At 71.4% G+C, this 24,671-nt stretch carries 23 protein-coding genes; 10 read left to right on the top strand and 13 right to left on the bottom strand.

Going from position 1 to position 24,671, the window contains the following annotated elements:
* Window positions 1–25: 25 nt before the first annotated feature.
* From OHU34_RS05790 to OHU34_RS05825, 8 genes are all read right to left on the bottom strand, one after another.
* Window positions 26–1,327: an alpha/beta fold hydrolase gene (locus OHU34_RS05790; RefSeq protein WP_142267401.1), complete on the bottom strand. Its 1,302-nt coding sequence runs from the start codon at window positions 1,325–1,327 to the stop codon at window positions 26–28.
* Between the two features lie 127 nt (window positions 1,328–1,454).
* Window positions 1,455–2,513, bottom strand: coding sequence for a LacI family DNA-binding transcriptional regulator (locus OHU34_RS05795; RefSeq protein WP_142267400.1), 1,059 nt, complete (start codon window positions 2,511–2,513; stop codon window positions 1,455–1,457).
* Between the two features lie 102 nt (window positions 2,514–2,615).
* Window positions 2,616–4,040, bottom strand: coding sequence for a BNR repeat-containing protein (locus OHU34_RS05800; RefSeq protein ID WP_142267399.1), 1,425 nt, complete (start codon window positions 4,038–4,040; stop codon window positions 2,616–2,618).
* 95 nt (window positions 4,041–4,135) lie between these two features.
* Window positions 4,136–4,456, bottom strand: a complete 321-nt coding sequence (locus OHU34_RS05805) for an L-rhamnose mutarotase (protein WP_020127639.1) — start codon at window positions 4,454–4,456, stop codon at window positions 4,136–4,138.
* A gap of 40 nt (window positions 4,457–4,496) precedes the next feature.
* Window positions 4,497–5,579, bottom strand: coding sequence for a rhamnose ABC transporter substrate-binding protein (gene rhaS / locus OHU34_RS05810; protein ID WP_142267398.1), 1,083 nt, complete (start codon window positions 5,577–5,579; stop codon window positions 4,497–4,499).
* Window positions 5,580–5,613: 34 nt separating this feature from the next.
* Entirely contained in the window at window positions 5,614–6,606 is a 993-nt protein-coding gene (locus OHU34_RS05815) for an ABC transporter permease (RefSeq protein ID WP_020127637.1), read from the bottom strand.
* Window positions 6,599–7,693 carry an ABC transporter permease gene (locus tag OHU34_RS05820; RefSeq protein ID WP_142267397.1) on the bottom strand — a complete coding sequence of 365 codons (1,095 nt, stop codon included), beginning with the start codon at window positions 7,691–7,693 and terminating at the stop codon, window positions 6,599–6,601. Before OHU34_RS05820 ends, OHU34_RS05815 begins: the two co-directional genes overlap by 8 nt.
* Complete coding sequence (locus tag OHU34_RS05825) at window positions 7,690–9,207, bottom strand: sugar ABC transporter ATP-binding protein (protein ID WP_020127635.1); 1,518 nt, start codon at window positions 9,205–9,207, stop codon at window positions 7,690–7,692. The genes OHU34_RS05820 and OHU34_RS05825 overlap by 4 nt, the downstream gene beginning before the upstream one ends.
* 261 nt (window positions 9,208–9,468) lie before the next feature.
* Here OHU34_RS05825 and rhaI point away from each other — a divergent pair, with 261 nt between their 5' ends.
* The 6 genes from rhaI (at window position 9,469) to OHU34_RS05855 (ending at window position 17,180) form a co-directional block, all read left to right on the top strand.
* Entirely contained in the window at window positions 9,469–10,629 is a 1,161-nt protein-coding gene (rhaI, locus tag OHU34_RS05830) for an L-rhamnose isomerase (RefSeq protein WP_142267396.1), read from the top strand.
* 120 nt (window positions 10,630–10,749) lie between these two features.
* The gene (locus OHU34_RS05835; protein WP_230194016.1) at window positions 10,750–12,789 is read left to right on the top strand and encodes a bifunctional aldolase/short-chain dehydrogenase; all 2,040 of its coding nucleotides are present in this window, start codon (window positions 10,750–10,752) and stop codon (window positions 12,787–12,789) included.
* Window positions 12,790–12,794: 5 nt separating this feature from the next.
* Window positions 12,795–14,231, top strand: a complete 1,437-nt coding sequence (locus OHU34_RS05840; protein WP_142268199.1) for a rhamnulokinase family protein — start codon at window positions 12,795–12,797, stop codon at window positions 14,229–14,231.
* Window positions 14,232–14,305: 74 nt separating this feature from the next.
* Entirely contained in the window at window positions 14,306–15,061 is a 756-nt protein-coding gene (locus OHU34_RS05845) for a (Fe-S)-binding protein (protein ID WP_142267395.1), read from the top strand.
* Window positions 15,058–16,542 (top strand): LutB/LldF family L-lactate oxidation iron-sulfur protein, encoded by a 1,485-nt coding sequence (locus OHU34_RS05850; RefSeq protein WP_142267394.1) that lies wholly within the window; start codon window positions 15,058–15,060, stop codon window positions 16,540–16,542. Before OHU34_RS05845 ends, OHU34_RS05850 begins: the two co-directional genes overlap by 4 nt.
* Entirely contained in the window at window positions 16,539–17,180 is a 642-nt protein-coding gene (locus OHU34_RS05855) for an LUD domain-containing protein (RefSeq protein ID WP_142267393.1), read from the top strand. Before OHU34_RS05850 ends, OHU34_RS05855 begins: the two co-directional genes overlap by 4 nt.
* A gap of 48 nt (window positions 17,181–17,228) precedes the next feature.
* On the opposite strand, the gene OHU34_RS05860 is transcribed toward OHU34_RS05855, so the two are convergent.
* A complete protein-coding gene (locus OHU34_RS05860; protein WP_142267392.1) occupies window positions 17,229–17,594 on the bottom strand; it encodes a helix-turn-helix domain-containing protein in 366 nt (121 codons plus the stop codon).
* 103 nt (window positions 17,595–17,697) lie between these two features.
* On the opposite strand from OHU34_RS05860, the gene OHU34_RS05865 reads away from it, so the two are divergent.
* On the top strand, window positions 17,698–18,543 hold the full coding sequence (locus OHU34_RS05865; protein ID WP_230193981.1) for an SDR family oxidoreductase: 846 nt from the start codon (window positions 17,698–17,700) through the stop codon (window positions 18,541–18,543).
* 2 nt (window positions 18,544–18,545) lie between these two features.
* Here OHU34_RS05865 and OHU34_RS05870 read toward each other — a convergent pair whose 3' ends face one another.
* The gene (locus tag OHU34_RS05870; RefSeq protein ID WP_142267390.1) at window positions 18,546–19,124 is read right to left on the bottom strand and encodes a hypothetical protein; all 579 of its coding nucleotides are present in this window, start codon (window positions 19,122–19,124) and stop codon (window positions 18,546–18,548) included.
* Window positions 19,125–19,247: 123 nt separating this feature from the next.
* Here OHU34_RS05870 and OHU34_RS05875 point away from each other — a divergent pair, with 123 nt between their 5' ends.
* Together OHU34_RS05875 and OHU34_RS05880 are read left to right on the top strand one after the other, a co-directional pair.
* Window positions 19,248–20,105, top strand: coding sequence for a MoxR family ATPase (locus OHU34_RS05875; RefSeq protein WP_230193983.1), 858 nt, complete (start codon window positions 19,248–19,250; stop codon window positions 20,103–20,105).
* Window positions 20,102–21,454, top strand: coding sequence for a vWA domain-containing protein (locus tag OHU34_RS05880; protein ID WP_405765153.1), 1,353 nt, complete (start codon window positions 20,102–20,104; stop codon window positions 21,452–21,454). Before OHU34_RS05875 ends, OHU34_RS05880 begins: the two co-directional genes overlap by 4 nt.
* A gap of 17 nt (window positions 21,455–21,471) precedes the next feature.
* Here OHU34_RS05880 and OHU34_RS05885 read toward each other — a convergent pair whose 3' ends face one another.
* The 3 genes from OHU34_RS05885 to OHU34_RS05895 all read right to left on the bottom strand — a co-directional run bounded on the left by OHU34_RS05885 (window position 21,472) and on the right by OHU34_RS05895 (window position 23,672).
* Entirely contained in the window at window positions 21,472–21,831 is a 360-nt protein-coding gene (locus OHU34_RS05885; RefSeq protein ID WP_142267387.1) for a cupin domain-containing protein, read from the bottom strand.
* A gap of 141 nt (window positions 21,832–21,972) precedes the next feature.
* Window positions 21,973–22,947: a threo-3-hydroxy-L-aspartate ammonia-lyase gene (locus OHU34_RS05890; protein WP_142267386.1), complete on the bottom strand. Its 975-nt coding sequence runs from the start codon at window positions 22,945–22,947 to the stop codon at window positions 21,973–21,975.
* Complete coding sequence (locus OHU34_RS05895) at window positions 22,944–23,672, bottom strand: transcriptional regulator (protein WP_405765157.1); 729 nt, start codon at window positions 23,670–23,672, stop codon at window positions 22,944–22,946. The genes OHU34_RS05890 and OHU34_RS05895 overlap by 4 nt, the downstream gene beginning before the upstream one ends.
* A 173-nt stretch (window positions 23,673–23,845) precedes the next feature.
* On the opposite strand from OHU34_RS05895, the gene OHU34_RS05900 reads away from it, so the two are divergent.
* A complete protein-coding gene (locus OHU34_RS05900) occupies window positions 23,846–24,664 on the top strand; it encodes an SAM-dependent methyltransferase (protein WP_142267384.1) in 819 nt (272 codons plus the stop codon).
* The last annotated feature ends 7 nt before the right edge of the window (window positions 24,665–24,671 follow it).

The raw sequence follows: 24,671 nt of genomic DNA on the forward strand, positions 1-24,671 counted from the left end.
CGCAGACTAACCGGTGACGAAGGGGTCACGCCTCGTCACGGGCGAGGGCGAGCAGCCGGTCCAGGACGCGGGGTCCGCCGGCCCGGACGCCGTCGTGCTCGAACTCGTCGGTGACCCAGGTGCGCAGGCCGCGGATGGCGCGGGCGGTGCGCAGCGAGTGAGCGGTGTCGACGTACAGGTCGTCGTGGTAGATCGCCGCCGCGACCGGCACCTCGTTGGCGGCGAGGCGCGCGGGGTCGTACAGCGGTGGCCAGTCGGTGCGGGCGGCGAGGAGCTCGGCGGTCTCGCGCAGCGGGCGCAGCGCGGGGTCGATGTCGAACATCCAGGGGTGGACCGTCTCGCCGGTGAGCAGCAGCGGTCCGTCGCCGGTGAGCGCCTTCGCCGCGTCGAACTGCGGGAACTCGGCGCGCACCCGGTCGGCGGCCCAGGCGGTGGGGCGGCCGTCCTGGCCGTAGATCGCCTCGTGGACCAGGGCGTAGAGAGGGTGTCCGGCGTAGGAGAGCTGGCTCTGCATCTCCTCCTGGAAGGCGTCGGAGAGCGCCGGGCCGTGCGGGGTGGGGACGAATGCCTCTTCGAGGAGGTGGTGCAGGCGGTGGCTGCCCTCGCCGCCGCCGAGGAGGATGCCGAGCGTCTGGAAGGCCTCGACGGTGAGGCGGTAGCCGTTCGGGAGGGTCACCTCGTGGTGGAGGAGGTGGTCGGCGATCCGGCGGACGCGGTCGACGTCCTGCGGGTAGCGGGCGTAGTGCGCGGCGACCTTGCGCTCCATGCGCGGGTAGGCGGCGCGGTACACGTCGTCGGCGTGCGCGTCGAGAGCGGGCAGACCGCCGGTGATCAGGGCGGCGGCGAGGCCCTCGGGCGCGAGGGAGAGGTAGGCGACCGTGCAGAAGCCGCCGAAGCTCTGGCCGAGCACGGTCCAGGGGGCGCCGCCGGTGACCTCGCGGCGGATCAGCTCACAGTCGCGGACGATGGAGTCTGCGCGGAAGTGCGCCAGGTAGTCGGCCTGTTCGGCCGGGCCGCCGCGCAGCGGGAGCGTCTGGCGGTTGGCCGGGGTGGAGTGGCCGGTGCCCCGCTGGTCGAGGAGGAGGACGCGGTACTCCTTCAGCGCCCGCCCGAGCCAGGCCGGCCTGCCGACGAACCGGTTGGCGCCGAAGCCGGGGCCGCCCTGGAGGTAGAGCAGCCAGGGCAGGTCCTGATCCGCCTTCTCGCTCGCGACGACCTCGCGGGCGTAGAGCCCGATCGTCTCCCCGCCCGGGTCGGCGTGGTCGAGGGGGACGGTGAAGCGACGGTCGGTGAGGACGACGCCGGGCTGGCGGTAGCTGACGGACAACGGAGGCTCCCGGGACGATCGGTGTAAGGGCCGCGTCCCAGTTCAGCACATGTCCGGGCGGTGCAGGAGCCCGGGGGATCATGAACAGCTACTGAACGGGCACTCAGCACGGTTACTGAACCGTCGCTCAGCGCGCCGACAGGCTGGACCTGCGCACCACCAGCTCCGGCTGGAGCACCACCCGCCGGTGTTCGTGCCGGCCGGTGCCCGCGCCTCCTGCTCCTCCCGCCCCTCCCGCTCCTCCTTCCTCGGTCTCCTCCAGCAGCATCTCGGCGGCCAGCGCGCCCATGGTGACGGCGGGCTGCCGGACCGAGGTGAGGGGGACGGCCGCGGCGGCCGCGAACTCGATGTCGTCGTAGCCGACGATGGCCAGCTCCTCCGGCACCTTCACCCCCGCCGAGTACATCGCCTGGAGCACGCCGAGGGCGAGCAGGTCGTTGGCGCAGAACACGGCGGTCGGGCGGCGGTCGCCGAGGCCCAGCAGGCGGGCGCCCGCGTCCCGCCCGGCGGCCACGTCGAGCCGTTCGGTGGGCAGCTCACGCAGGCACTCCGGGCCGAGGCCCGCCTCGGCGAGCGCGTTCAGGGCTCCGGTACGGCGGTCGCGGACCTGGGTGAAACCGGGCGGGCCGCTGACGTAGGCGATCGAGCGGTGCCCGGCGTCGACCAGATGCCGTACGGCGAGCGCGCCGCCCGCCACGTCGTCCACCGAGACCGAGCACTCGGTGGTGCCCTCGGAGACGCGGTCCACGAGGACGAAGGGGATGCCGTGCCGGCGGAAAGAGGCGATGTTGCGGCCGGTCGCGTCGGCCGGGGTGAGCAGCACGCCCCGCACCCGCTGCTCCGCGAAGAGCGACAGGTACTCGGCCTCCTCGCCGGCGCTCTCGGCGCTGTTGCAGACCATCACACCGAGCCCGGCGTCGCGGGCGGCCCGCTCGGCGCCGCGGGCGACGTCCACGAAGAAGGGGTTGCCCATGTCGAGGACGAGCAGCCCCATGATCCGGCTGCGTCCCGCGCGCAGCTGCCGGGCGGACTCGCTGCGCACGTAGCCGAGCCGGTCTATCGCCGACAGCACGCGCGCCCGGGTCTCGGTGGCGACGGTGTCCGGGCGGTTGATGACGTTCGACACCGTGCCGACGGAGACTCCGGCGGCACGGGCGACGTCCTTGATTCCCACCGGCTGGGCCATCAGGCGGGGACCTCCAGGTGAACGGGATACGGCGGGACGGCCTTCACATTACCGTCACCCCGCCGCACCCCTGTCCGAGTACGGATACGGGTCGGATTCGGGTCATGCGGGCAGTGCGAAGTCGACGACGTGGAGCGCCGAGGGGGTCGTCCCGCTCGACTTCTCCTGATACATGAACGACAGCACGTTGTCGGCCTTGACGCGCAGTTCGTCGATCACGACCTCGCCGAAGGCGTTGAGGCCGCTGCCGTCGAAGAGCACGGTCCAGTCCGTGTAGCCGGAGGCCTTGGAAGCACCGGCGATCCGGCCGAAGGGGAAGATCGCGTACGCGTTGTCGTACTTGTCCAGGACCAGCTTGGTGCGCTGGCTGGAGCCGAGGACGACGGGTATCTCCGTCTTCTGCCAGCTCCCGGAGGAGTTCTTGCGCAGATGGAAGGCGCGGCCGTTGGCGGTGCGGTCGCTGACGTAGTTGGTGGTGCACTGGCCGAAGCGGCCGGGGACGTAGCTGATGATCGCGTGCGGAAGGCCGGTGGAGCCGGTGGCCTGGCTCTCCTGGTTCATCAGGGAGTGGTCCGGGTTGAGCGCGTCCACGACGAGTCCGGCGTCCGTGACGGCGACCTTGTCGGAGCCGCCCGTGGTGCCGACGACGGTGCCCGCGTTGTTCAGCCAGGTGCGGCCGCGGTCGGTGGAGTAGACGTAGCCGGTGTCGTGGTTGGTGATGCCGCCGCTGGAGCACATCACGGCGCCGTTCTGCTCGCGCCAGGTGAAGAAGGAGTGCAGCCGGCCGTTGACGTCGTAGTCCATGCCGTGCAGGTACATGTTGCGGACGGTCGAGGAGCCGTGCTCGCTGGTGTAGGTGCCGGTCGAGCTGGACCACTCGCCGAGGTTCGTCCAGGTCGAACCGTCGTACTCGGCGAGGGCGTTGCGGCCGTTGCCGGAGATGCCGACCCGGTAGCTGAGCTGGAGTTTGCCCTCGGGGGTGGCGATGAACTGCGGGTAGGTGAACTGGGTGGTGAGCGCGAGGCCGTCCAGGGTGGTCTGGACGGCGCCGAAGACGGACGACGTCCAGGAGGTGGCCGCCGGGTTGTCCAGGAGTCCGGCAGCCGACTTCACGTAGAAGAAGCCGTCGCTGTGGGAGTCCATGTTGAGGTGCAGACGGCCGTCGACCTTCGAGACGCCCATGGAGATGACGTTGTGCGAGTCGCTGGCCTTGAGCTGGTGCGAGAGGGTGACGGTGGACCAGGTGGTGCCACCGAGGACGCGACGGGCGACGACCGCGTTCTTGGTCGAGGTGTACCAGGCGGCGTACTGGTAGCCCTTGTAGGTCAACAGGCCGTTCTTCTGGAACGAGTTGTTGTTGACCAGGCCGTCGTAGGACACGAAGAACACGGCCGTGGCATCGAGTTGGGTGGTGGCCTTCCTGGTGACCGAGGGGCCGGGGTCGGCGGCGCGGGCGGTGCCGGCGGCGAGGACGGGGGACGCCGCGGCACTGAGGAGAGCGCCGGCCAGCAGGGTGCGTCGTCTCATCTCGGGGGACTCCATCGTCTGCGAGAGCGGGAAGCAGGGGGAACGGCGAGGAACAGCCGGGGAGGGCCGGGAACAGCGGGGAGGGGACGGGGGTGTCAGGCGAGGTGGAACACTTCGGTGAGGGGCTTCATCGCCTCGTCGGGCCGGGCTCCGTCGAGCGACTCGAAGAACGGGGCCATCTCCGCCTGCCAACGGGCGTTGACGTCGGCGGCCTCCATGCCGGCCTGGGCGGCGGCGAAGTCCTCGGTCTCCAGATAGCCGACGAGCAGGCCGTCGTCTCTCAGGAACAGGGAGTAGTTGTGCCAGCCGGTGGCCGAGAGAGCTTCGAGCATCTCCGGCCACACGGCGGCATGGCGTTCGCGGTACTCGGCGAGCCGGTCCTGTCGGACCTTGAGCAGGAAACAGACGCGCTGCATGAAGTACCGCTCCTCCGTGGGGGGTTGAGGTGTCCGGCGACTAGAAGTTGAACTGGTCGATGTTCTTGGCGTCGAACACGGTCGGCTTGCCGAGGCTGATCACGCCGCCCTTGCCGATGGTGTACGTGGTGCCGCCGGCCTTGAAGGTCTCCCCCTCCGCGCCGGTGATCTGGCCCGAGACCAGCGCCACCGCCGTCTGGGCGGCCAGCGCGCCGAGCTTCGAGGGGTCCCACAGCTCGAAGGCGTCGACGGTGCCGTTCTTGACGTAGGTGCGCATGTCGTTCGGGGTACCGAGGCCGGTCAGCTTGACCTTGCCCTTGTACTTGGAGCCCGACAGGTACTGGGCGGCCGCCTTGATGCCGACGGTGGTCGGGGAGATGATCCCCTTCAGGTTCGGGTACTCCTGGAGCAGGCCCTGGGTCTGCTGGAAGGACTTCTGGGCGTCGTCGTCGCCGTACGCGACCTTGACGAGCTTGATGTCCTTGTACTTGGCGTCCTTCAGCTCGTCCTTCATGAAGTCGATCCAGGTGTTCTGGTTCGTCGCGGTCTGCGCGGCGGACAGAATCGCGATCTCGCCCTTGTAGCCGATCTGTTCGGCGAGCAGCTGCACCTCGGTACGGCCCAGGTCCTCGGCGGACGCCTGCGAGACGAAGGCGTTGCGGCACTCGGGGTTGGTGTCCGAGTCGTAGGTGACGACCTTGATCTTGTTGCTCATGGCCTGCTTGAGCGCGGTGCACAGGGCGCCCGGGTCCTGGGCGGACACGGCAATCGCGTCGACCTGCTGCTGGGTCAGCGTGTTGACGTAGGAGACCTGACCGGAGGTGTCGGTGCCGCTGTTGGTGCCGACCTCCTTGTAGCTGGAGCCCAGCTCCTTCAGAGCCGCCTCGCCGCCCTTGTCGGAGCTGGTGAAGTAGGGATTGTTGACCTGCTTGGGCAGGAAGCCGACGGTCAGGCCCTTCTTGGTGGCCGCGTTCGGGTCGGCCTTGCCGGCCGAGGCGGCGGCGCCGGTGCTCTCGTTCTTCACGTCCTCCTTGGTCGTGCCGCCGCAGGCGGTGGCGGCGAGCGCGAGGGAGGAGACGGCGGCGAGGGCCGCACAGGCACGACGGAGGGATGACTTGCGCATCACGGGGTTCCTTTACGAGGTGTGCGAGGCGGAGTTAAGCCGTCGGAGTCGGGGCCGTGGCTCTACGGCCCGCCCGTGCGACGGAGATCTGCCGTGCGACCCGGGGGCCGAGCACGGAGACGACGAGCAGGACGCCGGTGACGACGATCTGCGACTGTGCGGAGACGTCCTGGAGGCTCATCACGTTCTGCGCGGCGCCGAGCAGGAAGACTCCCGCGATCGCGCCGCCGAGCGTGCCCTTGCCGCCGTCGAAGTCGATTCCGCCGAGCAGGACGGCCGCGATGACGGAGAGTTCCAGGCCGGTGGCGTTGTCGTAGCGGGCGCTGGCGTAGTGCAGGGCCCAGAAGATGCCGGTGAGGGAGGCCAGCAGGCCGGTCACCGTGAACAGGATCAGCTTGTGCCGCCTGACCCGGATGCCGGCGAACCGGGCGGCCTCCTCGCTGGCGCCGATCGCGAACAGCGAGCGGCCGAACGGAGTGGCGTGCAGGACGACCACGGCGATCGCGAGCAGGACGACGAAGGGCAGGAGGGCCTGCGGGAGGAAGGTGTCCCCCAGCCGGCCGGCCGCGAAGTCCAGGTACTGGGTGGGGAAGTCGGTGACCGCGTCGGAGCCGAGCACGATCTGCGCGATGCCCCGGTAGGCGGCCATGGTACCGATGGTGACGGCGAGCGACGGGAGCCCGAGGCGGGTCACGAGCAGGCCGTTGACCAGCCCGCACACCACACCGAGCAGCAGGCAGATCGGGATGATCGCCTCGATCGTGAGGCCCTGGTTCCACAGGGCTCCCATCACCGCGCCGGACAGCCCGGCGGTGGAGGCGACGGACAGGTCGATCTCGCCGGAGACGACCAGCAGGGTCATCGGCAGCGCGATGAGCGCGATGGGCAGGGTGTTGCCGATCAGGAACGACAGGTTGAGGGCGTTGCCGAAGCCGTCCACGAAGGAGAACGAGAACAGCAGCAGGACGATCAGGAGGGCGCCGACGACCGTGTCCCAGCGGACGGCGCGGGTGAGCGACTCAGGCATGGCCGGCGTCTCCCTTCTTGACGGTGGTCTTCTCGGGGGCGGTGGTGGTCCTGGCCGCGGCCGACTTCTTCTTCAGCGCGGACGCCACCCGCAGGGCGACGACCCGGTCGACCGCGATGGCCAGCAGGAGCAGCACGCCGTTGATGGCGAGCACCCAGACCGAGCTGACGCCGAGCGCGGGCAGGACGCTGTTGATGGAGGTGAGCAGCAGCGCGCCGAGGGCCGCGCCGTAGACGCTGCCGGAGCCGCCGGTGAACACGACGCCGCCGACCACGACCGCGCTGACGACGGTGAGTTCGTAGCCGTTGCCGGTCCCGGAGTCGACGTTGCCGAACCGGGCCAGGTACATCGCTCCCGCGAGGCCGGCGAGGCCGCCGCAGAAGGTGTACGCGGCGAGGATCCGCTTGCGGACCGGGATGCCGGCGAGCCGGGCGGCCTCCGGGTTGGAGCCGAGCGCGTACAGCTCGCGGCCGCTGCCGAAGTGCTTGAGGTAGTACGCGGTGGCGATGAGGACGGCGAGCGCGATGAGCGCCAGCCACGGCACCGCGGACAGACCGCCGGAGCCGAAGTCCACGAAGGAGTCGGGCAGGTCGGCGGCGGTGATCTGGCGGGAGCCGACCCAGATGGAGTCGATACCGCGGATGATGTAGAGCGTGCCGAGGGTGACGACCAGGGCGGGCACCTGACCGAGGCTGACCAGCAGGCCGTTGAGGAGCCCGAAGCCGATGCCCAGCAGGATCGCCAGCACGATCGCGATCACCGGGTTGCCGCCGCCCTGCAGATACGTACCGGCGGCGAAGGCGCTGATGCCCAGGGTGGAGCCGACCGACAGATCGACGTTGCGGGTGATGACGACCAGGGACTGGCCGGTGGCGACCAGCACCAGGATGGTCGCGTTCAGCAGCAGGTCCTTGATGCCCTGCTCGGACAGGAACTCGCTGTTTCCGGCCTGGGTGACGGCGATCATCACCAGGAAGACGACCAGGATGGCGAGTTCGCGCATCTTGAAGACGCGGTCGACCAGCCGGGTGCCGCTGGACTTCGGCACCTCGGCGACGGGGGCCTCGTGGGAGGTGGTCACCGTCATGCGGCTGCCCTCCCGGTGGCTGCGGCCATCACGGTTTCCTCGGTGGCTTCGGTGCGGGGGATCTCGGCGGCGAGCCGGCCCTCGTGCATCACCAGCACGCGGTCGGCCATGCCGAGGATCTCGGGCAGGTCGGAGGAGATCATCAGGACGGCGACCCCGTCGGCGGCCAACTCGCTGAGCAGCCGGTGCACTTCGGCCTTGGTGCCGACGTCGATGCCACGGGTCGGCTCGTCGACGATGAGCACCTTGGGGCCGGTGGCCAGCCACTTGGCGAGGACGACCTTCTGCTGGTTCCCGCCGGACAGTGTGTTGACGGTGTCGGCGATCCGGGCGTACTTCACCTGGAGCTTGACCGCCCAGTCGAGGGAGCGGCTGCGCTCGGCGCCGCGGTCCATCAGGCCGGCCTTCACGGTCGTGCGCAGGCCGGTCAGGCCGATGTTGCGCTCGATGGACATGTCCATCACGAGGCCCTGGGCCCGCCGGTCCTCGGGGACCAGCGCGAGGCCGGCCGCCATCGCGGTGGAGGGGGCGCCGTTGGTCAGCGTGCGGCCGTCCACGGCGACCTCCCCGGCGTCCCAGCGGTCGATGCCGAAGACCGCCCGGGCGACCTCCGTACGGCCGGCGCCGACGAGTCCGGCGAGGCCGACGATCTCGCCGCGCCTGACCTCGAAGGAGACGTCGGTGAAGACACCCTCGCGGGTCAGCCGACGGACGCTGAGGGCGACCTCGCCCGGCGTCACGTCCTGCTTGGGGTAGAGCTCGTCGAGGTCGCGGCCGACCATCCGGCGGACCAGGTCGTCCTCGGTCATGTCCGCCAGCGGCTCGCTGGCGATCCAGGCTCCGTCGCGCAGGGTGGTCACCCGCTGGCAGATCTCGAAGATCTCCTCCAGCCGGTGCGAGATGAACAGCACCGCCGCGCCCTGCTCGCGCAGGGTGCGCACGACGCCGAACAGCCGGGCGACCTCGCTGCCGGTGAGAGCGGCGGTCGGCTCGTCCATGATCAGGACCCGGGCGTCGAAGGAGAGCGCCTTGGCGATCTCGACGATCTGCTGGTCCGCGATGGACAGGCCGCGCGCCGGACGGTCGGGGTCGAGCTCGACGCCGAGGCGCCGCATCAGGGCGGCGGTGGCCGCGTGGGTGGCCTTGTGGTCGATGCGGCCGAGGGCCCGCCGGGGCTGACGGCCCATGAAGATGTTCTCGGCGATCGACAGGTCGGGGAAGAGCGTGGGCTCCTGGTAGATCACGGCGATGCCGGCGTCGCGGGCGTCGCCGGGACCGTGGAAGGTGACGGGCTCACCGTCGAGCAGCACCCGGCCCGCGTCGGGTCGGTGCACTCCCGCGAGGGCCTTGATGAGCGTGGACTTGCCCGCGCCGTTCTCGCCGGCGAGGGCGTGCACCTCGCCGGGGAACAGCTCCAGGGAGACGCCCCGCAGGGCGCGAACGGCACCGAAGGACTTGGTTACGTCCTTCAACGCCAGCACCGGGGCCGGTCCCGCGTCGGACGGGTAGGTCATGGATGGCTCCTCGACGACGCCCGGGACGTGCCCTCACGGCGTCGTGAAAGGTTTCAACTGGATTGCCGGGACGTTAGGCATCCGGGCCATGTCACGTCAATGGGTACGTCTCGAAAAGTTTTCGATAGCCGAAGGTCACGCGGCGGTCACGGAGAACGAAGCAGGCCGGAGGGCTTGACACTCTTCCCGCAGCCTCATAGCTTCCCGTTCTGAATCGTTTCATCCGGGAGTTGTTCCGGACCGATGTCACAGGAGCCCGAAGTGACCGACCTCGCCGCGGTGAAGGCCGCGCTGAAGACCCAGGCCGTCGAGACGCCGTCGTGGGCGTACGGGAACTCAGGCACCCGTTTCAAGGTGTTCGCCCAGGAGGGCGTCCCGCGCACCCCGCAGGAGAAGCTGGACGACGCGGCGCAGGTGCATCGCTTCACCGGCGCCGCCCCGACCGTGGCCCTGCACATCCCGTGGGACAAGGTGGAGGACTACTCCGCACTTGCGAAACATGCCGAGGATCGCGGGGTGAAGCTGGGGGCGATCAACTCCAACACCTTCCAGGACGACGCCTACAAGCTGGGCAGCATCTGCCACCCGGACGCGGCGGTGCGGCGCAAGGCTCTCGATCATCTGCTCGAATGCGTCGACATCATGGACGCGACCGGCTCCGCCGATCTGAAGCTGTGGTTCGCCGACGGCACGAACTATCCCGGCCAGGACGACCTCCGGGAGCGGCAGGACCGGCTCGCCGAGGGCCTCTCCGCGGTGTACGAGCGGCTCGGGGACGGGCAGCGGATGCTGCTGGAGTACAAGTTCTTCGAGCCCGCCTTCTACTCCACGGACGTACCGGACTGGGGCACGGCGTACGCGCACTGCCTGAAGCTCGGGCCGAAGGCACAGGTCGTGGTGGACACCGGGCACCACGCGCCCGGCACCAACATCGAGTTCATCGTCGCCACCCTGCTGCGCGAGGGGAAGCTCGGCGGGTTCGACTTCAACTCGCGGTTCTACGCGGACGACGACCTCATGGTGGGCGCCGCCGACCCGTTCCAGCTGTTCCGGATCATGTACGAGGTCGTGCGCGGCGGCGGGTTCACGTCCGATGTGGCGTTCATGCTCGACCAGTGCCACAACATCGAGGCGAAGATCCCGGCGATCATCCGGTCCGTGATGAACGTGCAGGAGGCCACCGCGAAGGCGCTGCTGGTCGACCGGTCGGCGCTGGCCGCCGCGCAGGCGTCCGGCGACGTGCTGGAGGCGAACGCGGTGGTGATGGACGCGTACAACACGGACGTGCGTCCGCTGCTGCGGGAGGTGCGGGAGGAGACGGGGCTGGACCCCGACCCCATGGCCGCGTACCGGGCGTCCGGTTACGCCGAGAAGATCGTCGCCTCGCGGGTCGGTGGGGAGCAGGCCGGCTGGGGGGCGTGAGCGTCTGCCGAGTTCCGACGGTTCGCGGACTGCGGGCCTGATGTGGCCGGCCGCGCAGTTCCCCGCGCCCCTCGGGGGCGCTCCCCTCACCCGTGTCCAAGAAGTTAGGAAATGACAGTCATGGCATCGCACCCCGAAGCCGCCGCCCTCCTCGGTCGGTCCCATCGGCTCGGCGCCGATCCCCGTAACACCAACTACGCCGGCGGCAACACCTCCGCCAAGGGCACCGACACCGACCCCGTGACCGGCGGGGACGTCGAGCTGATGTGGGTGAAGGGGTCCGGTGGGGACCTGGGCACCCTGACCGGGGCCGGGCTCGCCGTGCTGCGGTTGGACCGGCTGCGGGGGCTCGTCGACGTCTACCCGGGCGTCGAGCGCGAGGACGAGATGGTCGCCGCGTTCGACTACTGCCTGCACGGCAAGGGCGGGGCGGCGCCCTCGATCGACACCGCCATGCACGGCCTCGTCGACGCCGCACACGTCGATCACCTGCACCCCGACTCCGGGATCGCGCTGGCCTGCGCCGCCGACGGCGAGAAGCTGACGGCCGAGTGCTTCGGCGACACCGTCGCGTGGGTGCCCTGGCGACGGCCCGGCTTCCAGCTGGGGCTGGACATCGCCGCCATCAAGGCGGCGAACCCGCAGGCGATCGGTGTCGTCCTCGGCGGGCACGGGATCACCGCCTGGGGCGACACCTCCGAGGAGTGCGAGCGCAACTCGCTGCACATCATCCGGACCGCCGAGGCCTTCCTCGCGGAGAAGGGGAAGGCCGATCCGTTCGGGCCGGTGCTCGACGGCTTCGCGGCGCTGCCCGAGGACGAGCGCCGGGAGCGGGCCGCCGCGCTCGCGCCCTACGTGCGGGCCATCGCCTCCCAGGACCGCCCCCAGGTCGGGCACTTCACCGACTCCGACGCCGTACTCGACTTCGTGGCCCGGGCCGAGCACCCGCGGCTCGCCGCTCTCGGCACCTCCTGCCCCGACCACTTCCTGCGGACCAAGGTGCGGCCGCTGGTCCTGGACCTGCCGCCCACCGTCACGGTGGAGGACGCGATCGCGCGGCTCAAGGAGCTGCACGCCGGGTACCGCGAGGAGTACGCCGCCTACTACCGACGGCACGCCGACGCCGACTCGCCCGCCATGCGCGGCGCCGACCCGGCGATCGTGCTGGTCCCGGGGGTGGGCATGTTCTCCTTCGGCAAGGACAAGCAGACCGCGCGCGTGGCCGGCGAGTTCTACGTCAACGCGATCAACGTGATGCGTGGCGCGGAGGCGGTGTCCTCGTACGCGCCGATCGAGGAGTCGGAGAAGTTCCGCATCGAGTACTGGGCCCTGGAGGAGGCCAAGCTCCAGCGGATGCCCGCGCCGAAGCCGCTGGCCACCCGGGTGGCCCTGGTCACGGGAGCCGGCAGCGGGATCGGCAAGGCCATCGCGCACCGGCTGGCGGCCGAGGGCGCGTGTGTCGTGATCGCCGACCTCGACGCCGGGAACGCGGCCGCCGTGGCGGAAGAGCTCGGCGGGCCCGACAAGGCGGTCGCCGTCACCGTGGACGTGACCTCCGAGGAGCAGATCGCCGGTGCCTTCCGGGACGCCGTGCTCGCCTTCGGCGGCGTCGACCTCGTCGTCAACAACGCCGGGATCTCCATCTCCAAGCCGCTGCTGGAGACGTCGGCACGCGACTGGGACCTCCAGCACGACATCATGGCGCGCGGGTCCTTCCTCGTCTCGCGCGAGGCGGCGCGGGTGATGATCGCCCAGGAGCTGGGCGGCGACATCGTCTACATCGCGTCGAAGAACGCCGTCTTCGCCGGCCCGAACAACATCGCCTACTCCGCCACCAAGGCCGACCAGGCCCACCAGGTGCGCCTGCTGGCCGCCGAGCTGGGCGAGCACGGCATCCGCGTCAACGGCGTCAACCCGGACGGCGTGGTGCGCGGGTCGGGCATCTTCGCGGGCGGCTGGGGCGCGCAGCGGGCCGCGACCTACGGCATCGACGAGGAGAAGCTCGGCGAGTTCTACGCCCAGCGGACCATCCTCAAGCGTGAGGTGCTGCCGGACCACGTCGCGAACGCGGTGTTCGCGCTCACCGGCGGCGAACTCACCCACACCACCGGACTGCACGTCCCCGTCGACGCGGGTGTGGCGGCCGCGTTCCTCCGGTGACGGCCGTGCGGTCGTACGCGGCGGTCGACCTCGGCGCGTCCAGCGGGCGCGTCATGGTCGGCCGGGTGGGCCCGGACTCGCTGGAGCTGGCGGAGGCGCACCGCTTCCCCAACCGGCCGGTCCGGGTCCCCGAGGGACTGCGCTGGGATGTGCTGTCCCTCTACGCGGGAGTTCTCCAGGGCCTGCGGGCGGCCGGCCAGGTGGACTCGGTCGGCATCGACAGCTGGGCCGTGGACTACGGCCTGCTCGACGCCGACGGGACCCTGCTCGGCAACCCGGTGCACTACCGGGACGCCCGTACCGAGGGAGTCGCCGAGAAGGTGTGGGCGACCGTGCCCCCGGCCGAGCTCTACGCGGCCACCGGCCTCCAGTACGCGCCCTTCAACACCCTCTACCAGCTGGCGGCGGCGAGCGGGACCCGGCAACTGGCCCACGCCCGCCGTCTGTTGCTCATCCCCGACCTGCTGGCGTACTGGCTGACGGGTGAGCAGGGCACCGAGCTCACCAACGCCTCCACCACCCAGCTGATCGATCCCGCGACCGGCGACTGGTCGTACGACGTCGCCGACCGGCTCGGTATCGACCTGGAGCTGTTCGCGCCGCTGCGGCGGCCCGGCGACCCCGCGGGGCTGCTGCGGGCGGAAGTGCTTCAGGAGACGGGGCTGACCGGGCCGGTGCCGGTGACCACGGTCGGCTCGCACGACACCGCCTCCGCCGTGGCCGCGGTCCCGGCGACCGGGGAACGGTTCGCCTACATCTGCACCGGCACCTGGTCGCTGGCCGGCCTGGAGCTGACGGAGCCCGTGCTCACCGAGGAGAGCCGGACCGCCAACTTCACCAACGAGCTCGGGCTGGACGGCACGGTCCGCTACCTGCGCAACATCATGGGACTGTGGCTCCTCCAGGAGTGCCAGCGCGCCTGGGGCGACCCGGACCTGGGCGGACTCCTGCGGGAAGCGGCCGCCGTGCCCGCGCTGCGCTCGGTCGTGGACGCCGGGGACGCCGCCTTCCTGGCGCCCGGGCGGATGCCGGAGCGGATCGCCGAGGCGTGCCGCGCGACCGGGCAGCCGGTGCCCGGCACGCCCGCGGAGATCACGCGGTGCATCCTCGACTCGCTCGCCCTGGCCCACCGGCGGGCCGTCGACGAGGCGCAGCGGCTCGCCGACCATCCCGTGGACGTCGTGCACGTCGTCGGGGGCGGCACGCGTAACGCGCTGCTGTGCCAGCTCACCGCCGACGCCTGCGGGCTGCCGGTGGTGGCCGGTCCGACGGAGGCCGCGGCCCTCGGCAACGTGCTCGTCCAGGCACGGGTGCACGGACTGGTCGGCGACCGCGCCGACATGCGCCGGCTGCTCGCCCGTACGCAGCCCCTGACCCGCTACGAGCCGCAGGGCGACGCCGAGCGGTGGCGCGAGGCGGAGGCCCGGCTCGCCACGCGGTGAGCCGGGGCCTCCCCCGGGGCCCCTGCACAGGGCTACTCTGCACTCATCCGATGACCTACCCGCAAGGAGCCGCGATGCGTGTCGCACTGTTCCTGACCTGTGTCAACGACACGCTCTATCCCGAGACCGGCCGCGCCGTCGTAAAACTCCTGACCAGGCTGGGCGTCGAGGTCGACTTCCCGATGGCCCAGACCTGCTGCGGCCAGGCCCACTACAACACCGGCTACCGCCATGAGGCCGAGCCGCTCGCCCGGCACTTCTCCGATGTCTTCGGGGAGTACGAGGCGATCGTGACGCCCTCCGGGTCGTGCGGGGCGATGGTGCGGGAGCTGTATCCGCGGATGGGCGAGCGGGCCCGGGCCGAGGGGCGCGGGGACACCCTGGCCGCCACCCTGGCGCCGGTGGTCCCGAAGACGTACGAGCTCACCGAGTTCCTGGTGGACGTGCTCGGGGTGACGGACGTCGGCGCCTACTACCCGCACACGGTGACCTATCACCCGACCTGTCACGGGCTACGGGGACTGGGTCTCGGGGAGCGGCCCCGGCGGCTGCTCCAGGCCGTCAGGGGACTGGAGCTGGTGGAGCTGCCGGGGGCCGACGAGTGCTGCGGCTTCGGCGGGACCTTCGCGCTGAAGAACGCCGACGTCTCGGCGGCGATGGGCGCCGACAAGGTGCGCAACGCCGAGTCGACGGGCGCCGAGGTGCTGTGCGCGGCGGACAACTCCTGCCTGATGCACATCGGCGGGACCATGACCCGGCTGGAGACCGGCATGCGGCCCGTGCACATCGCGGAGATCCTGGCGAGCACGGAGGGGGAACCGGCCGTATGAGCGGAACGTTCGTGGGAATGCCGGCCTTCCCGAAGGCCGCGCACGAGGCGGTCGGCAACCGGACCCTGCGCGCCAATCTGCGGCACGCCACCCACACCATCCGGGCCAAACGGGCGAACGCCGTGGCCGAGGTGTCCGACTGGGCGGAGCTGCGGGAGGCGGGCAAGCGGATCAAGGACCACACGCTGCGTCATCTCGACCGGTATCTGGTGCAGTTGGAGGAGTCGGTGACGGCGGCGGGCGGCATCGTCCACTGGGCCGCCGACGCGGACGAGGCCAACCGGATCGTGGCCGACCTGGTCAAGGAGACCGGCGAGTCGGAGGTCGTCAAGGTCAAGTCCATGGCCACGCAGGAGATCGGGCTCAACGAGGCGCTGGAGGCGGAGGGCATCCGCGCCTACGAGACCGACCTCGCCGAGCTGATCGTGCAGTTGGGCAAGGACCGGCCGTCGCACATCCTGGTCCCCGCGATCCACCGCAACCGGGGTGAGATCCGGGACATCTTCACCCGTGAGATGAGCGAGTGGGGCCGCCCCGCGCCCGAGGGCCTGACCGACACCCCCGCCGAACTCGCCGACGCGGCCCGTCTGCACCTGCGCGAGAAGTTCCTGCGCGCCAAGGTCGGCGTCTCCGGCGCCAACTTCATGGTCGCCGAGACCGGCACCCTGGTGGTCGTCGAGTCCGAGGGCAACGGGCGGATGTGCCTGACCCTCCCCGAGACGCTGATCTCCGTCGTCGGCATCGAGAAGATCGTGCCGACCTGGCGGGACCTGGAGGTCTTCCTGCAGACGCTCCCCCGTTCCTCGACGGCCGAGCGCATGAACCCGTACACGTCGACCTGGACGGGCACGACGGACGGCGACGGCCCCCGCACCTTCCATCTGGTGCTGCTGGACAACGGCCGCACCGACACGCTCGCCGACGAGGTCGGCCGGCAGGCGCTGCGCTGCATCCGCTGCTCCGCGTGTCTGAACGTGTGCCCGGTGTACGAGCGGGCCGGCGGCCACGCCTACGGCTCGGTGTACCCCGGCCCGATCGGCGCGATCCTCAGTCCCCAGCTCCGGGGCACCGGGAGCGAGATCGACGCCTCACTGCCGTACGCCTCGTCGCTGTGCGGGGCCTGCTACGAGGTGTGCCCGGTGGCCATCGACATCCCGGAGGTACTGGTGCACCTGCGGGAACGGGTCGTCCAGGGCGGGCCGGTGACGCGGGAGGGCAACAAGGTGGTGCTGAAGCCGGCCAAGGGCCATGCCGCCGAGCGGGCCGCGATGCGGGCGGCGCGCTGGGCGTTCGGCCGGCCCGGCGCCCTGCGCGCCGGGCAGCGGGTGGCGTCCCGGACACGTCGGCTGCATCCTCGTACGCTGCCCGGCCCCGGCAAGGCGTGGAGCGCTACGCGGGATCTGCCGCCGGTGCCCGCGGAGCCGTTCCGCGACTGGTGGCAGCGTACGAACGGCGGGACCAGCGAGGGGACGGCGAAGTGAGCAGCAGGGAGCGGATTCTGGGCCGGGTGCGGCGCGCGCTGGCCGATGTGCCGCAGGACGACCCTTCGTACGGGGAAGCCGTCGCGCGCGACTATCTGCGCGAGCACGGCGCCCGGTCCACCGAGGAGACGGTCGAGCTGCTGGCGGAGAACCTGGCGGACTACCGGGCCGTCGTGCACCGGTGTGGCGCGGCCGAACTCCCGTCCGTGCTGGCCCGGTTGCTCGCGGAGCGGAAGGCGGCGACCGTGCTCGTGCCGCCCGGGCTCGACGAGGCGTGGCTGGCGGAGGCGGACACCGCCCGGGTGGCGGACCGGGCGGAGAGCGACGCGCACGAACTCGACCGGGTGGACAGCGTGGTCACGGCGTGCGCGGTGGCGGTCGCCGAGACCGGGACGATCGTGCTGGACGGCGGTCCCGACCAGGGGCGGCGCCGTATCACCCTGGTCCCGGACCACCACATCTGTGTGGTGCGCGTCCCCGGGCAGGTGGTGTCGTCCGTGCCGCAGGCTCTCGAACGGCTCGATCCGGCGCGCCCGTTGACGTGGATCTCCGGTCCTTCGGCGACCAGTGACATCGAGCTGGACCGGGTGGAAGGGGTGCACGGCCCGCGCACCCTGGAGGTGATCCTGGTCGGCTGAACGCTCCCGAGTGCCCGGCCCGGAGATCGCGAGGATCCCCGGGTCGGCTCATGCTCTGCGGTCGTACCCCTCCCGGGCCTGCGCCACCTTGGGCAGGTTCCCGGTGGCCCAGTCCGCGAGGTGGGCGAAGAGCGGGGCCAGGCTGAGGCCGAGTTCGCTGATCTCGTACTCGACGCGCGGCGGCACCTCCGGGTGGTAGGTGCGCACCACCAGGCCGTCGCGCTCCAACTGGCGCAGTCGCTGGGTCAGCACCTTGGGCGTGATGTTCGTGATCGCGCGTTCCAGCTCGCCGAACCGCTGACGGCCCCGCGCGTGCAGCGTCCACAGGATCGGTGTGGTCCAGCGGCTGAAGACGATGTCCACCACGGGGGCGATGGGGCAGGCGAGTTCGGGATCGTTCGGGTCACCGGTCATGCGTACCCCTCGGGGAAGTCACTTTCCTCTGGGTACCTACTATACCGGCGGTGTTAGCGTCGTTCCGAAACGTCAACAACCCATTCCGAACAAGGAGTTACCCATGATCGTGGTGACGGGGGCGACCGGGAACGTCGGCCGGGAACTGGTGCGTTCGCTGGCGGCTGCGGGCGAGCGGGTGACCGCCACGTCCCGGCACATCTCGGCGAGCGAAGTCCCGGACGCCGTACGGACGGTGCGGTCGGACCTCACCGACGCGGAGAGCCTGCGGCCGGTGCTCGAAGGGGCCGAGGCGCTGTTCCTCCAGAACGGCGGCGCCGGCCTCCACCTGCTCAGGCCGCGGGACCTCCTCGACGTGGCCAAGTCCGCCGGGGTCGGCCGGGTGGTCCTGCTGTCCTCCCAAGGGGTGGCGACCCGGCCGGAGTCGGAGTCGCACGGCGCCCTGGCGGGCGCGATCGAGGACGCCGTCCGGGAGTCCGGCCTGGAGTGGACGATCCTGCGGCCGGGCGGCTTCCATTCCAACGCCTACGCCTGGGCGGAGCCGGTCCGTACCCACCGCACCGTCGCGGCCCCCTTCGGCGACGTCGCGCTGCCCACCGTCGACCCGGCCGACATCGCCGAGGTCGCCGCGGTGGCCCTGCGGCAGGACGGACACCACGGCCGGGTCCACGAGTTGACCGGGCCCGCCCCCACGACTCCCCGCGGGCGGGCGGAGGCCATCGGCAGGGCGATCGGGGAGCCGGTCCGGTTCGTCGAGCAGACGCGGGAGGAGGCGCGCGAGCAGATGCTGGCGTTCATGCCGGAACCGGTCGTCGAGACCACCCTGTCCATCCTCGGCGAACCGACGCCCGCCGAACGGCTCGTCAGCCCGGACGTGGAACGCGTCCTGGGCCGCGCGCCGCACACCTTCGAGGACTGGGCACGGCGCAACGCGGCCGCGTTCCGGTGAACTCAGCAGTAGGTCATCGGGCAGCCGTGCCGTAGCGAATACCGGGCCGCGCGCAGATAGAGCGCCGTGTAGAAGGCCGTGGCCAGGTCGTCGGCCCAGGGGCCCGGCCGGGTGGCGGCGGCCCTCTCCGCCTCGCCTTCAAGGAACCAGAAGGTCAGTTCGAGGTTGCCGAAGGTCGCCGGCATCAGGTCCAGCGGCAGGCCGAGGGCCGCGGCGAGCCGCTCGGCGAGCGCGAGGACGTGCGGCGCTCCGACGACCAGGGTCTCGTCCGTGTACGCGGAGCCGACGGGCAGCAGGACGCCGTCGTCCAGCGCGAACGGCACCAGCACCGTCCAGTCGAGGAGGGTGTGCCGCTCCTCGGGGGTCAGCCGCGCCCGGCACAGCCCGTCGAAGCCGTCCATGGAGGGGCTGACCTTCTCCTCGAACCAGCCCGGCGCCTCCCGCACCGCCTTTCGCGGCTCGTACGGGGGCAGCCCGCGCCGCCCCAACTCCGTGTTCAGCGCGGCCGCGACGTCCCCGTACCCGTCCTCGCCGGGCTCCGACCAGTCCTGCGCGGTGACGCTCACCAGATACACACCCATGATCGCAACGTACCGCCCGCCACCGACAACACCTCCGGCCGCTGATGACACGGGGGTGAACAAGCGCTTAGATAGGTGATCGACCACTCGCCGAGACCGCGACCGATCCGCACGGAGGCCCCGTTGTTCACGTCCGTCGACGATGTCTGCGCCCGGCTCGCCGAGAGCGGCTACCTGGCCTCCCCCGCCGTCGCCACGACCGTCTTCCTCGCCGACCGGCTCGGCAAGCCACTGCTCGTGGAGGGCCCGGCCGGCGTCGGCAAGACGGAACTCGCCAAGGCCGTGGCCCGGGTGGCGGGGGCGCGGCTGGTGCGGCTCCAGTGCTACGAGGGCGTCGACGAGTCCCGGGCGCTGTACGAGTGGAACCACGCCAAGCAGCTGCTGCGTATCAGCGCGGGCCGGGACGAGACCTGGGACGAGACCCGCACGGACATCTTCAGCGAGGAGTTCCTTCTCCCCCGGCCGCTGCTGACCGCCATCCGCGGCGACGAGCCGACCGTCCTGCTGATCGACGAGACCGACAAGGCCGACGTCGAGGTGGAGGGACTGCTCCTCGAAGTGCTCAGCGACTTCCAGGTGACCGTCCCGGAACTCGGCACGATCACCGCCACGCGCCGCCCGTTCGTGGTGCTCACCTCCAACGCGAGCCGTGAGCTGTCGGAGGCGCTGCGCCGCCGCTGTCTGTTCCTCCACATCGACTTCCCGGAGGAGGAGCTGGAGCGGCGGATCGTCCGGCTGAAGGTGCCGGGCGTCGAAGCGGCGCTGGCCGAGTCGGTGGTCCGGGTGATCGGCGCGCTGCGCGCGATGGACCTGCGCAAGGCGCCCTCCGTCGCCGAGACCATCGACTGGGCGCGCACCCTGCTCGCGCTCGGCGCCACCACCCTCGACGAGAGCGTCGTACGCGACAGCCTGGGCGTGATCCTCAAGCACCAGGACGACATCCTCAAGGCCGGTGCGAAGCTCGACCTGGACGCCGTGTGAGCGCCGAGGTCGCCGACCGCCTGGTCGGCTTCGTCGCCGCGCTGCGCGCGCACGGTCTGCGCGTCGGCACCGGCGAGTCGGTGGACGCCGCCGAGGCCGCGGCGGCACTGGGCTTCGCGGACCGCGGACTGCTGCGCGAGGGGCTGGCCGCGACGCTGCTGCACTCGACGGACCAGCGGCGGGTGTTCGACACCGTCTTCGACCTGTACTTCCCGCGCGGCGTCGGCCCGCCCCAGGGCGAGCCCGGCGACCGTGACGATCTGCGTGACCGGCTGGCCGCCGCACTCGCCGCCGACGACGAGACGATGCTGGCGCGGTTGGCGATCGAGGCCGTCGACGGGCTGGGCGGGTACGGGAGTTCACCGGGCGCTGACGGCTGGTCGTCGCACCAGACGCTGGAACGCCTGCGTCCGCAGACGCTGTTGGCGCGGGTACGGGACGACGTCCGGGCCCGGGGCGGTGACGTCGGGTTCACCGACCGGCTCCTCGAGGACGAGATCCGGCGCCGCATCGAGGCCTTCCGCGCACTGGTGGCCGGGGAGGCGCGGCGCCGGGTGGCGGAGCGGCGGGGGCGGGACGAGATCGCCCGGCGGGCTGTGGCGCCGACCGCCGACCGGGTCGACTTCCTGTACGCGGGCAAGGACCGGCTGGCCGAACTGCGGCGGACGGTACAGCCGTTGGCCCGCAGGTTGGCGACGCGTATGGCCGCGCGGCGCCGCCGGGCCGCCCGGGGCACCATCGACCTGCGGCGGACCCTGCGCGGCTCGCTCTCGACGGGCGGGGTGCCGATGCGGCCCGTGCTGCGCCGGCGGCGTCCGGCCCGCCCCGAACTGGTGCTGCTGTGCGATGTGTCGGGGTCGGTGTCCGGCTTCTCCGACTTCACGATGCTGCTGGTACAGGCGCTGCACGACCAGTTCGGCAAGGTGCGGGTGTTCGCCTTCGTCAACCGGATCGACGAGGTGACCGGCCTCCTCGAACACGGCGCGGCCGACCCGGAGGGCCTCGGCGCCCGCATCCGGGCGGAGGCGAACCTGACGGGATATCACGGCAGCAGCGACTACGGCGTGGCTCTGGGCGAGTTCACCGAGCGGTACGGTGCGGCGGTCGGCCCGCGCACCACGGTGTTCGTGCTCGGCGACGCGCGCACGAACATGAGCGACCCGAACCTGCCGGCGATCCGGCGGATCGCCGAACAGGCCCGTCACGCCCACTGGTTGAACCCGGAGCCCCGTTCCCTGTGGGGCACGGGCGACTCGGCCGCCCCCGAGTACGCCGGGTCGATCGCGATGCACGAGTGCCGAAACGCCCACCAACTCGGCGCCCTGGTGAGCAGGCTCCTCCCGGTCTAGCCGTATCCGGCGCCGTCCTACTGCGCCTTCGCGTAGTCCTTGGCCATCGCCCCGGCGAAGTCGTACACCACGCACTGTTCGTCGCCCACGACCCACGCGTCATGGCCGGGCGACACCACGAAGACGTCGCCCGGGCCCAGTTCGCTCTCGCCGCCCTCGTCCATGGTGATGTGCATACGCCCCTGGACCACGTACCCGTTGTGGTGGATCTGGCAGGTGTCGGTGCCCGCCAGCGACGCGAGCGACTCGGACCAGCGCCATCCTGGTTCGAAGGTCGCTACCGCGAAATCGAGCCCCGTCAAATGGACGGCCTCCAGATGCCCCCGGGGGAAATCACGCCGCTCGTCCGGCTTATCGAGCGCCTTCACTTCCATCATGACGCTTCTCCTTCCGGCCGCGCCTCACCACGGCCGGGGCCGGTCCCCCGGCGGCCCTGGGCGTCGCCGGTCGGGGGCCGAGCCCCACCCCTCCATCCTCCGCCCGTCGGGCGGGGGGCGCCAATCGGTGGTAGCGGGCCCTCAGACGCCGCCGCACAGCTCGGCGAAGCGGCCGGTGTCGATGTTGCCGCCGGAGACGATCACGCCGACGCGCCGGGGCAGGGTGCCGGCCCGCCCGGCGAGGAGGGCGGCGAGCGGGGTGGCGCCGCTCGGCTCCACGACGATCTTCAGGCGTTCGAAGGCGAACCGCATGGCCGCGCGGATCTCGTCGTCGGAGACCAGGGCGATCTCGTCCACGAGCCGCTGGTTCACGGAGAAGGTCAGCTCCCCCGGTGTGTGCAGGGCCTGGCCGTCGGCGATGGTGCGCGGCACCGGGATCTCGACGCGTCGGCCCGCCTCCAGCGAGCGTTTGGTGTCGTCACCGGCCTCCGGTTCCACACCGACGATCCGGGTGCCCGGCCGCAGCCCCTTGACCGCGGTCGCGCTGCCGGCGATCAGTCCGCCGCCCCCGACCGGCACCAGCAGGGCGTCCAGTTCACCCGCCTCCTCCAGGAGTTCCAGGGCGGCGGTGCCCTGGCCCGCCATGACGTGCGGGTGCTCGTAGGGCGGGATGAGTGCCAGTCCCCGGTCGGCGGCCAGCGCGTCGGCGATGGCCACCCGGTCTTCGGTGTAGCGGTCGTAGGTCACGATCTCGGCGCCGTAGCCCTCCGTCGCGGCCCGCTTGGAGCCGGGCGCGTCCTCGGGCATGACGATCACCGCGGTGGTGCCGAGTTCCCGCGCGGCCAGCGCGACGGCCTGGGCGTGGTTGCCCGAGGAGTACGCGGCGATGCCCCGGGCGAGTTGCTCGGGGGCCAGCCGGGAGGCCGCGTTGTAGGCGCCGCGGAACTTGAACGCGCCGACGCGCTGGAAGTTCTCGCACTTCAGCAGGACCTCGGCGCCGACCAGCGCGTCCAGGGTGCGGGAGCGGAGCACGGGCGTACGGTGCGCGACGCCCTTGAGCCGGGCGGCCGCGTCGCGCACGTCGTCCAGGGTGATCGTCGGGGGTGTGGTCGTCACGGGTGTGCTCCCTCGGGGTTGTCGTCGTCGGCGCCTGCGGTGCCGGTGCCTGCGGTGCCGTCGACTCCGGTCCCGTCCGTGGCCCTGGCCTGGGAGAGGTAGCTGTAGGCGGACGCGCGGGAGATGCCGAGGCGGGCGGCGACCTGCTCGATCGCGCGGCGCACGGCGAACACGCCGCGTTCGTCCAGGCTGCGGAACAGCGTCAGGCGCCGCGACCGGTCGAGGCCTGCCCAGGTCTGCCCCTGGCGCCGCAGCCGGTCGTCGAGGAGGGCGTCGACGACGGAGTCGATGTCGTCGCCGAACGTGGTCACGGGCGCCTCGGCCCGGCCGCCCGCCGCCCCCGCGAGCGCCGCCAGCAGCCCCTGCACCCGGTCCACCTCGGTGACGTCCACGTTGACGCACAGCGCGCCGAACACCGCGCCCGTGGAGTCGCGCAGCACCATCGTGGACGACTTCACCAGCCGTCCGGCGCCGGTGCGGGTGACGTAGTTCAGCTCGTCGACGGCGTCGTCGCCGCGGGCGAGGACCCGCATGCCGATCTCGCTCATCGCCCCGCCGACCGTCCGCCCCGTCACCGATCCGGCGACGGCGACGACGGACCGCTCCGGCCGCCGGTAGTCGTGCAGCACCACCTCGCACACCGGACCGAACGTGGCCGCGATCCCGTCGACGACGGGGGTGAGCGCACGCAGGATCACGTCCTGCTCGGACTCCCGGGATTCCATGAGTGAAATTAGACCACACGTCCAGCTTCTGGACCATCAGTCCAGATCAGGACGCTCGCGTCGACACCTTCAGGGGAACCGTCGATCAAGGGGGTGGTTCGCCAATTACCGGTTCCCTAGGATGTGTTGTCGACCGCGCCCGTCCGTGGTGCGGCGGCGTTCTGGGGGAAGAGATGCAGCCTGGCAACCAGCTGTCCACGTCGATCGATGCGGCCGTCCCCACAGCCGCACGCATGTACGACCACTACCTGGGCGGCAAGGACAACTACGCGGCCGACCGGGCGGCCTGCGAGGAGCTCGACAAGGTCGTCCCGAGCACACGCGCCCTCGCGCTGAACAACCGGCGCTTCCTCCAACGGGTCGTGAGGACCCTGACGCAGGAGTTCGGGATCCGGCAGTTCCTGGACCACGGCTCCGGCCTGCCCACCCAGGACAACGTGCACCAGGTCGCCCAGCGCGTCGACCCGACCGCGCACGTCGTCTACGTCGACAACGACCCCATGGTGCTCGTGCACGGCCGGGCCCTGCTGGAGCAGGACGAGCGCACCACCGTCATCCACGCCGACCTGCGGGAGACCGAGGCGATCTTCACGCACGAGGACACCCGACGGCTGATCGACTTCTCGCAGCCGGTGGCCGTGCTGTTCAACTCGGTCTTCCACTGCATCCCCGACAGCGACACCGACGGCCCGCAGGCGGTGGTCCGCCGGGTGACCGAACGCCTCGCGCCCGGCAGCTTCCTGGTGATGTGCCAGCTGGTCAGCGAGGATCCTGAGGTCAGGGCGTTCGTCACCGACTTCATGGACAAGGCCACGCAGGGCCACTGGGGCCGGGTCCGTCAGGAGAAGGACCTCGCCGCGCTCTTCGAGGGCACGGAGATCCTCGACCCGGGACTGGTGGAGGTCTCCACCTGGCGGCCCGACACCGAGGTCGCTCCCCGCCAACTCACGCAGGAGTGGATCGAGTTCGGCGGAGTGGGCCGCCTGGGCTGAGCCGGCT

The sequence above is a fragment of the Streptomyces sp. NBC_00080 genome, from assembly GCF_045041255.1.
In the GTDB taxonomy this organism is placed as follows: domain Bacteria; phylum Actinomycetota; class Actinomycetes; order Streptomycetales; family Streptomycetaceae; genus Streptomyces; species Streptomyces coriariae.

Bases quoted from the DNA above. Each gene is read 5' to 3' on its own strand.
- OHU34_RS05835 (WP_230194016.1), top strand. From the start codon at position 10,750: ATGGCATCGCACCCCGAAGCCGCCGCCCTCCTCGGTCGGTCCCATCGG.
- OHU34_RS05900 (WP_142267384.1), top strand. From the start codon at position 23,846: ATGCAGCCTGGCAACCAGCTGTCCACGTCGATCGATGCGGCCGTCCCC.
- rhaS (WP_142267398.1), bottom strand. From the start codon at position 5,579: ATGCGCAAGTCATCCCTCCGTCGTGCCTGTGCGGCCCTCGCCGCCGTC.
- OHU34_RS05885 (WP_142267387.1), bottom strand. From the start codon at position 21,831: ATGATGGAAGTGAAGGCGCTCGATAAGCCGGACGAGCGGCGTGATTTC.
- OHU34_RS05795 (WP_142267400.1), bottom strand. From the start codon at position 2,513: ATGGCCCAGCCGGTGGGAATCAAGGACGTCGCCCGTGCCGCCGGAGTC.
- OHU34_RS05850 (WP_142267394.1), top strand. From the start codon at position 15,058: ATGAGCGGAACGTTCGTGGGAATGCCGGCCTTCCCGAAGGCCGCGCAC.
- OHU34_RS05895 (WP_405765157.1), bottom strand. From the start codon at position 23,672: ATGGAATCCCGGGAGTCCGAGCAGGACGTGATCCTGCGTGCGCTCACC.
- OHU34_RS05825 (WP_020127635.1), bottom strand. From the start codon at position 9,207: ATGACCTACCCGTCCGACGCGGGACCGGCCCCGGTGCTGGCGTTGAAG.
- OHU34_RS05865 (WP_230193981.1), top strand. From the start codon at position 17,698: ATGATCGTGGTGACGGGGGCGACCGGGAACGTCGGCCGGGAACTGGTG.
- OHU34_RS05845 (WP_142267395.1), top strand. From the start codon at position 14,306: ATGCGTGTCGCACTGTTCCTGACCTGTGTCAACGACACGCTCTATCCC.
- OHU34_RS05860 (WP_142267392.1), bottom strand. From the start codon at position 17,594: ATGACCGGTGACCCGAACGATCCCGAACTCGCCTGCCCCATCGCCCCC.
- OHU34_RS05870 (WP_142267390.1), bottom strand. From the start codon at position 19,124: ATGGGTGTGTATCTGGTGAGCGTCACCGCGCAGGACTGGTCGGAGCCC.
- OHU34_RS05820 (WP_142267397.1), bottom strand. From the start codon at position 7,693: ATGACGGTGACCACCTCCCACGAGGCCCCCGTCGCCGAGGTGCCGAAG.
- OHU34_RS05815 (WP_020127637.1), bottom strand. From the start codon at position 6,606: ATGCCTGAGTCGCTCACCCGCGCCGTCCGCTGGGACACGGTCGTCGGC.
- OHU34_RS05800 (WP_142267399.1), bottom strand. From the start codon at position 4,040: ATGAGACGACGCACCCTGCTGGCCGGCGCTCTCCTCAGTGCCGCGGCG.
- OHU34_RS05805 (WP_020127639.1), bottom strand. From the start codon at position 4,456: ATGCAGCGCGTCTGTTTCCTGCTCAAGGTCCGACAGGACCGGCTCGCC.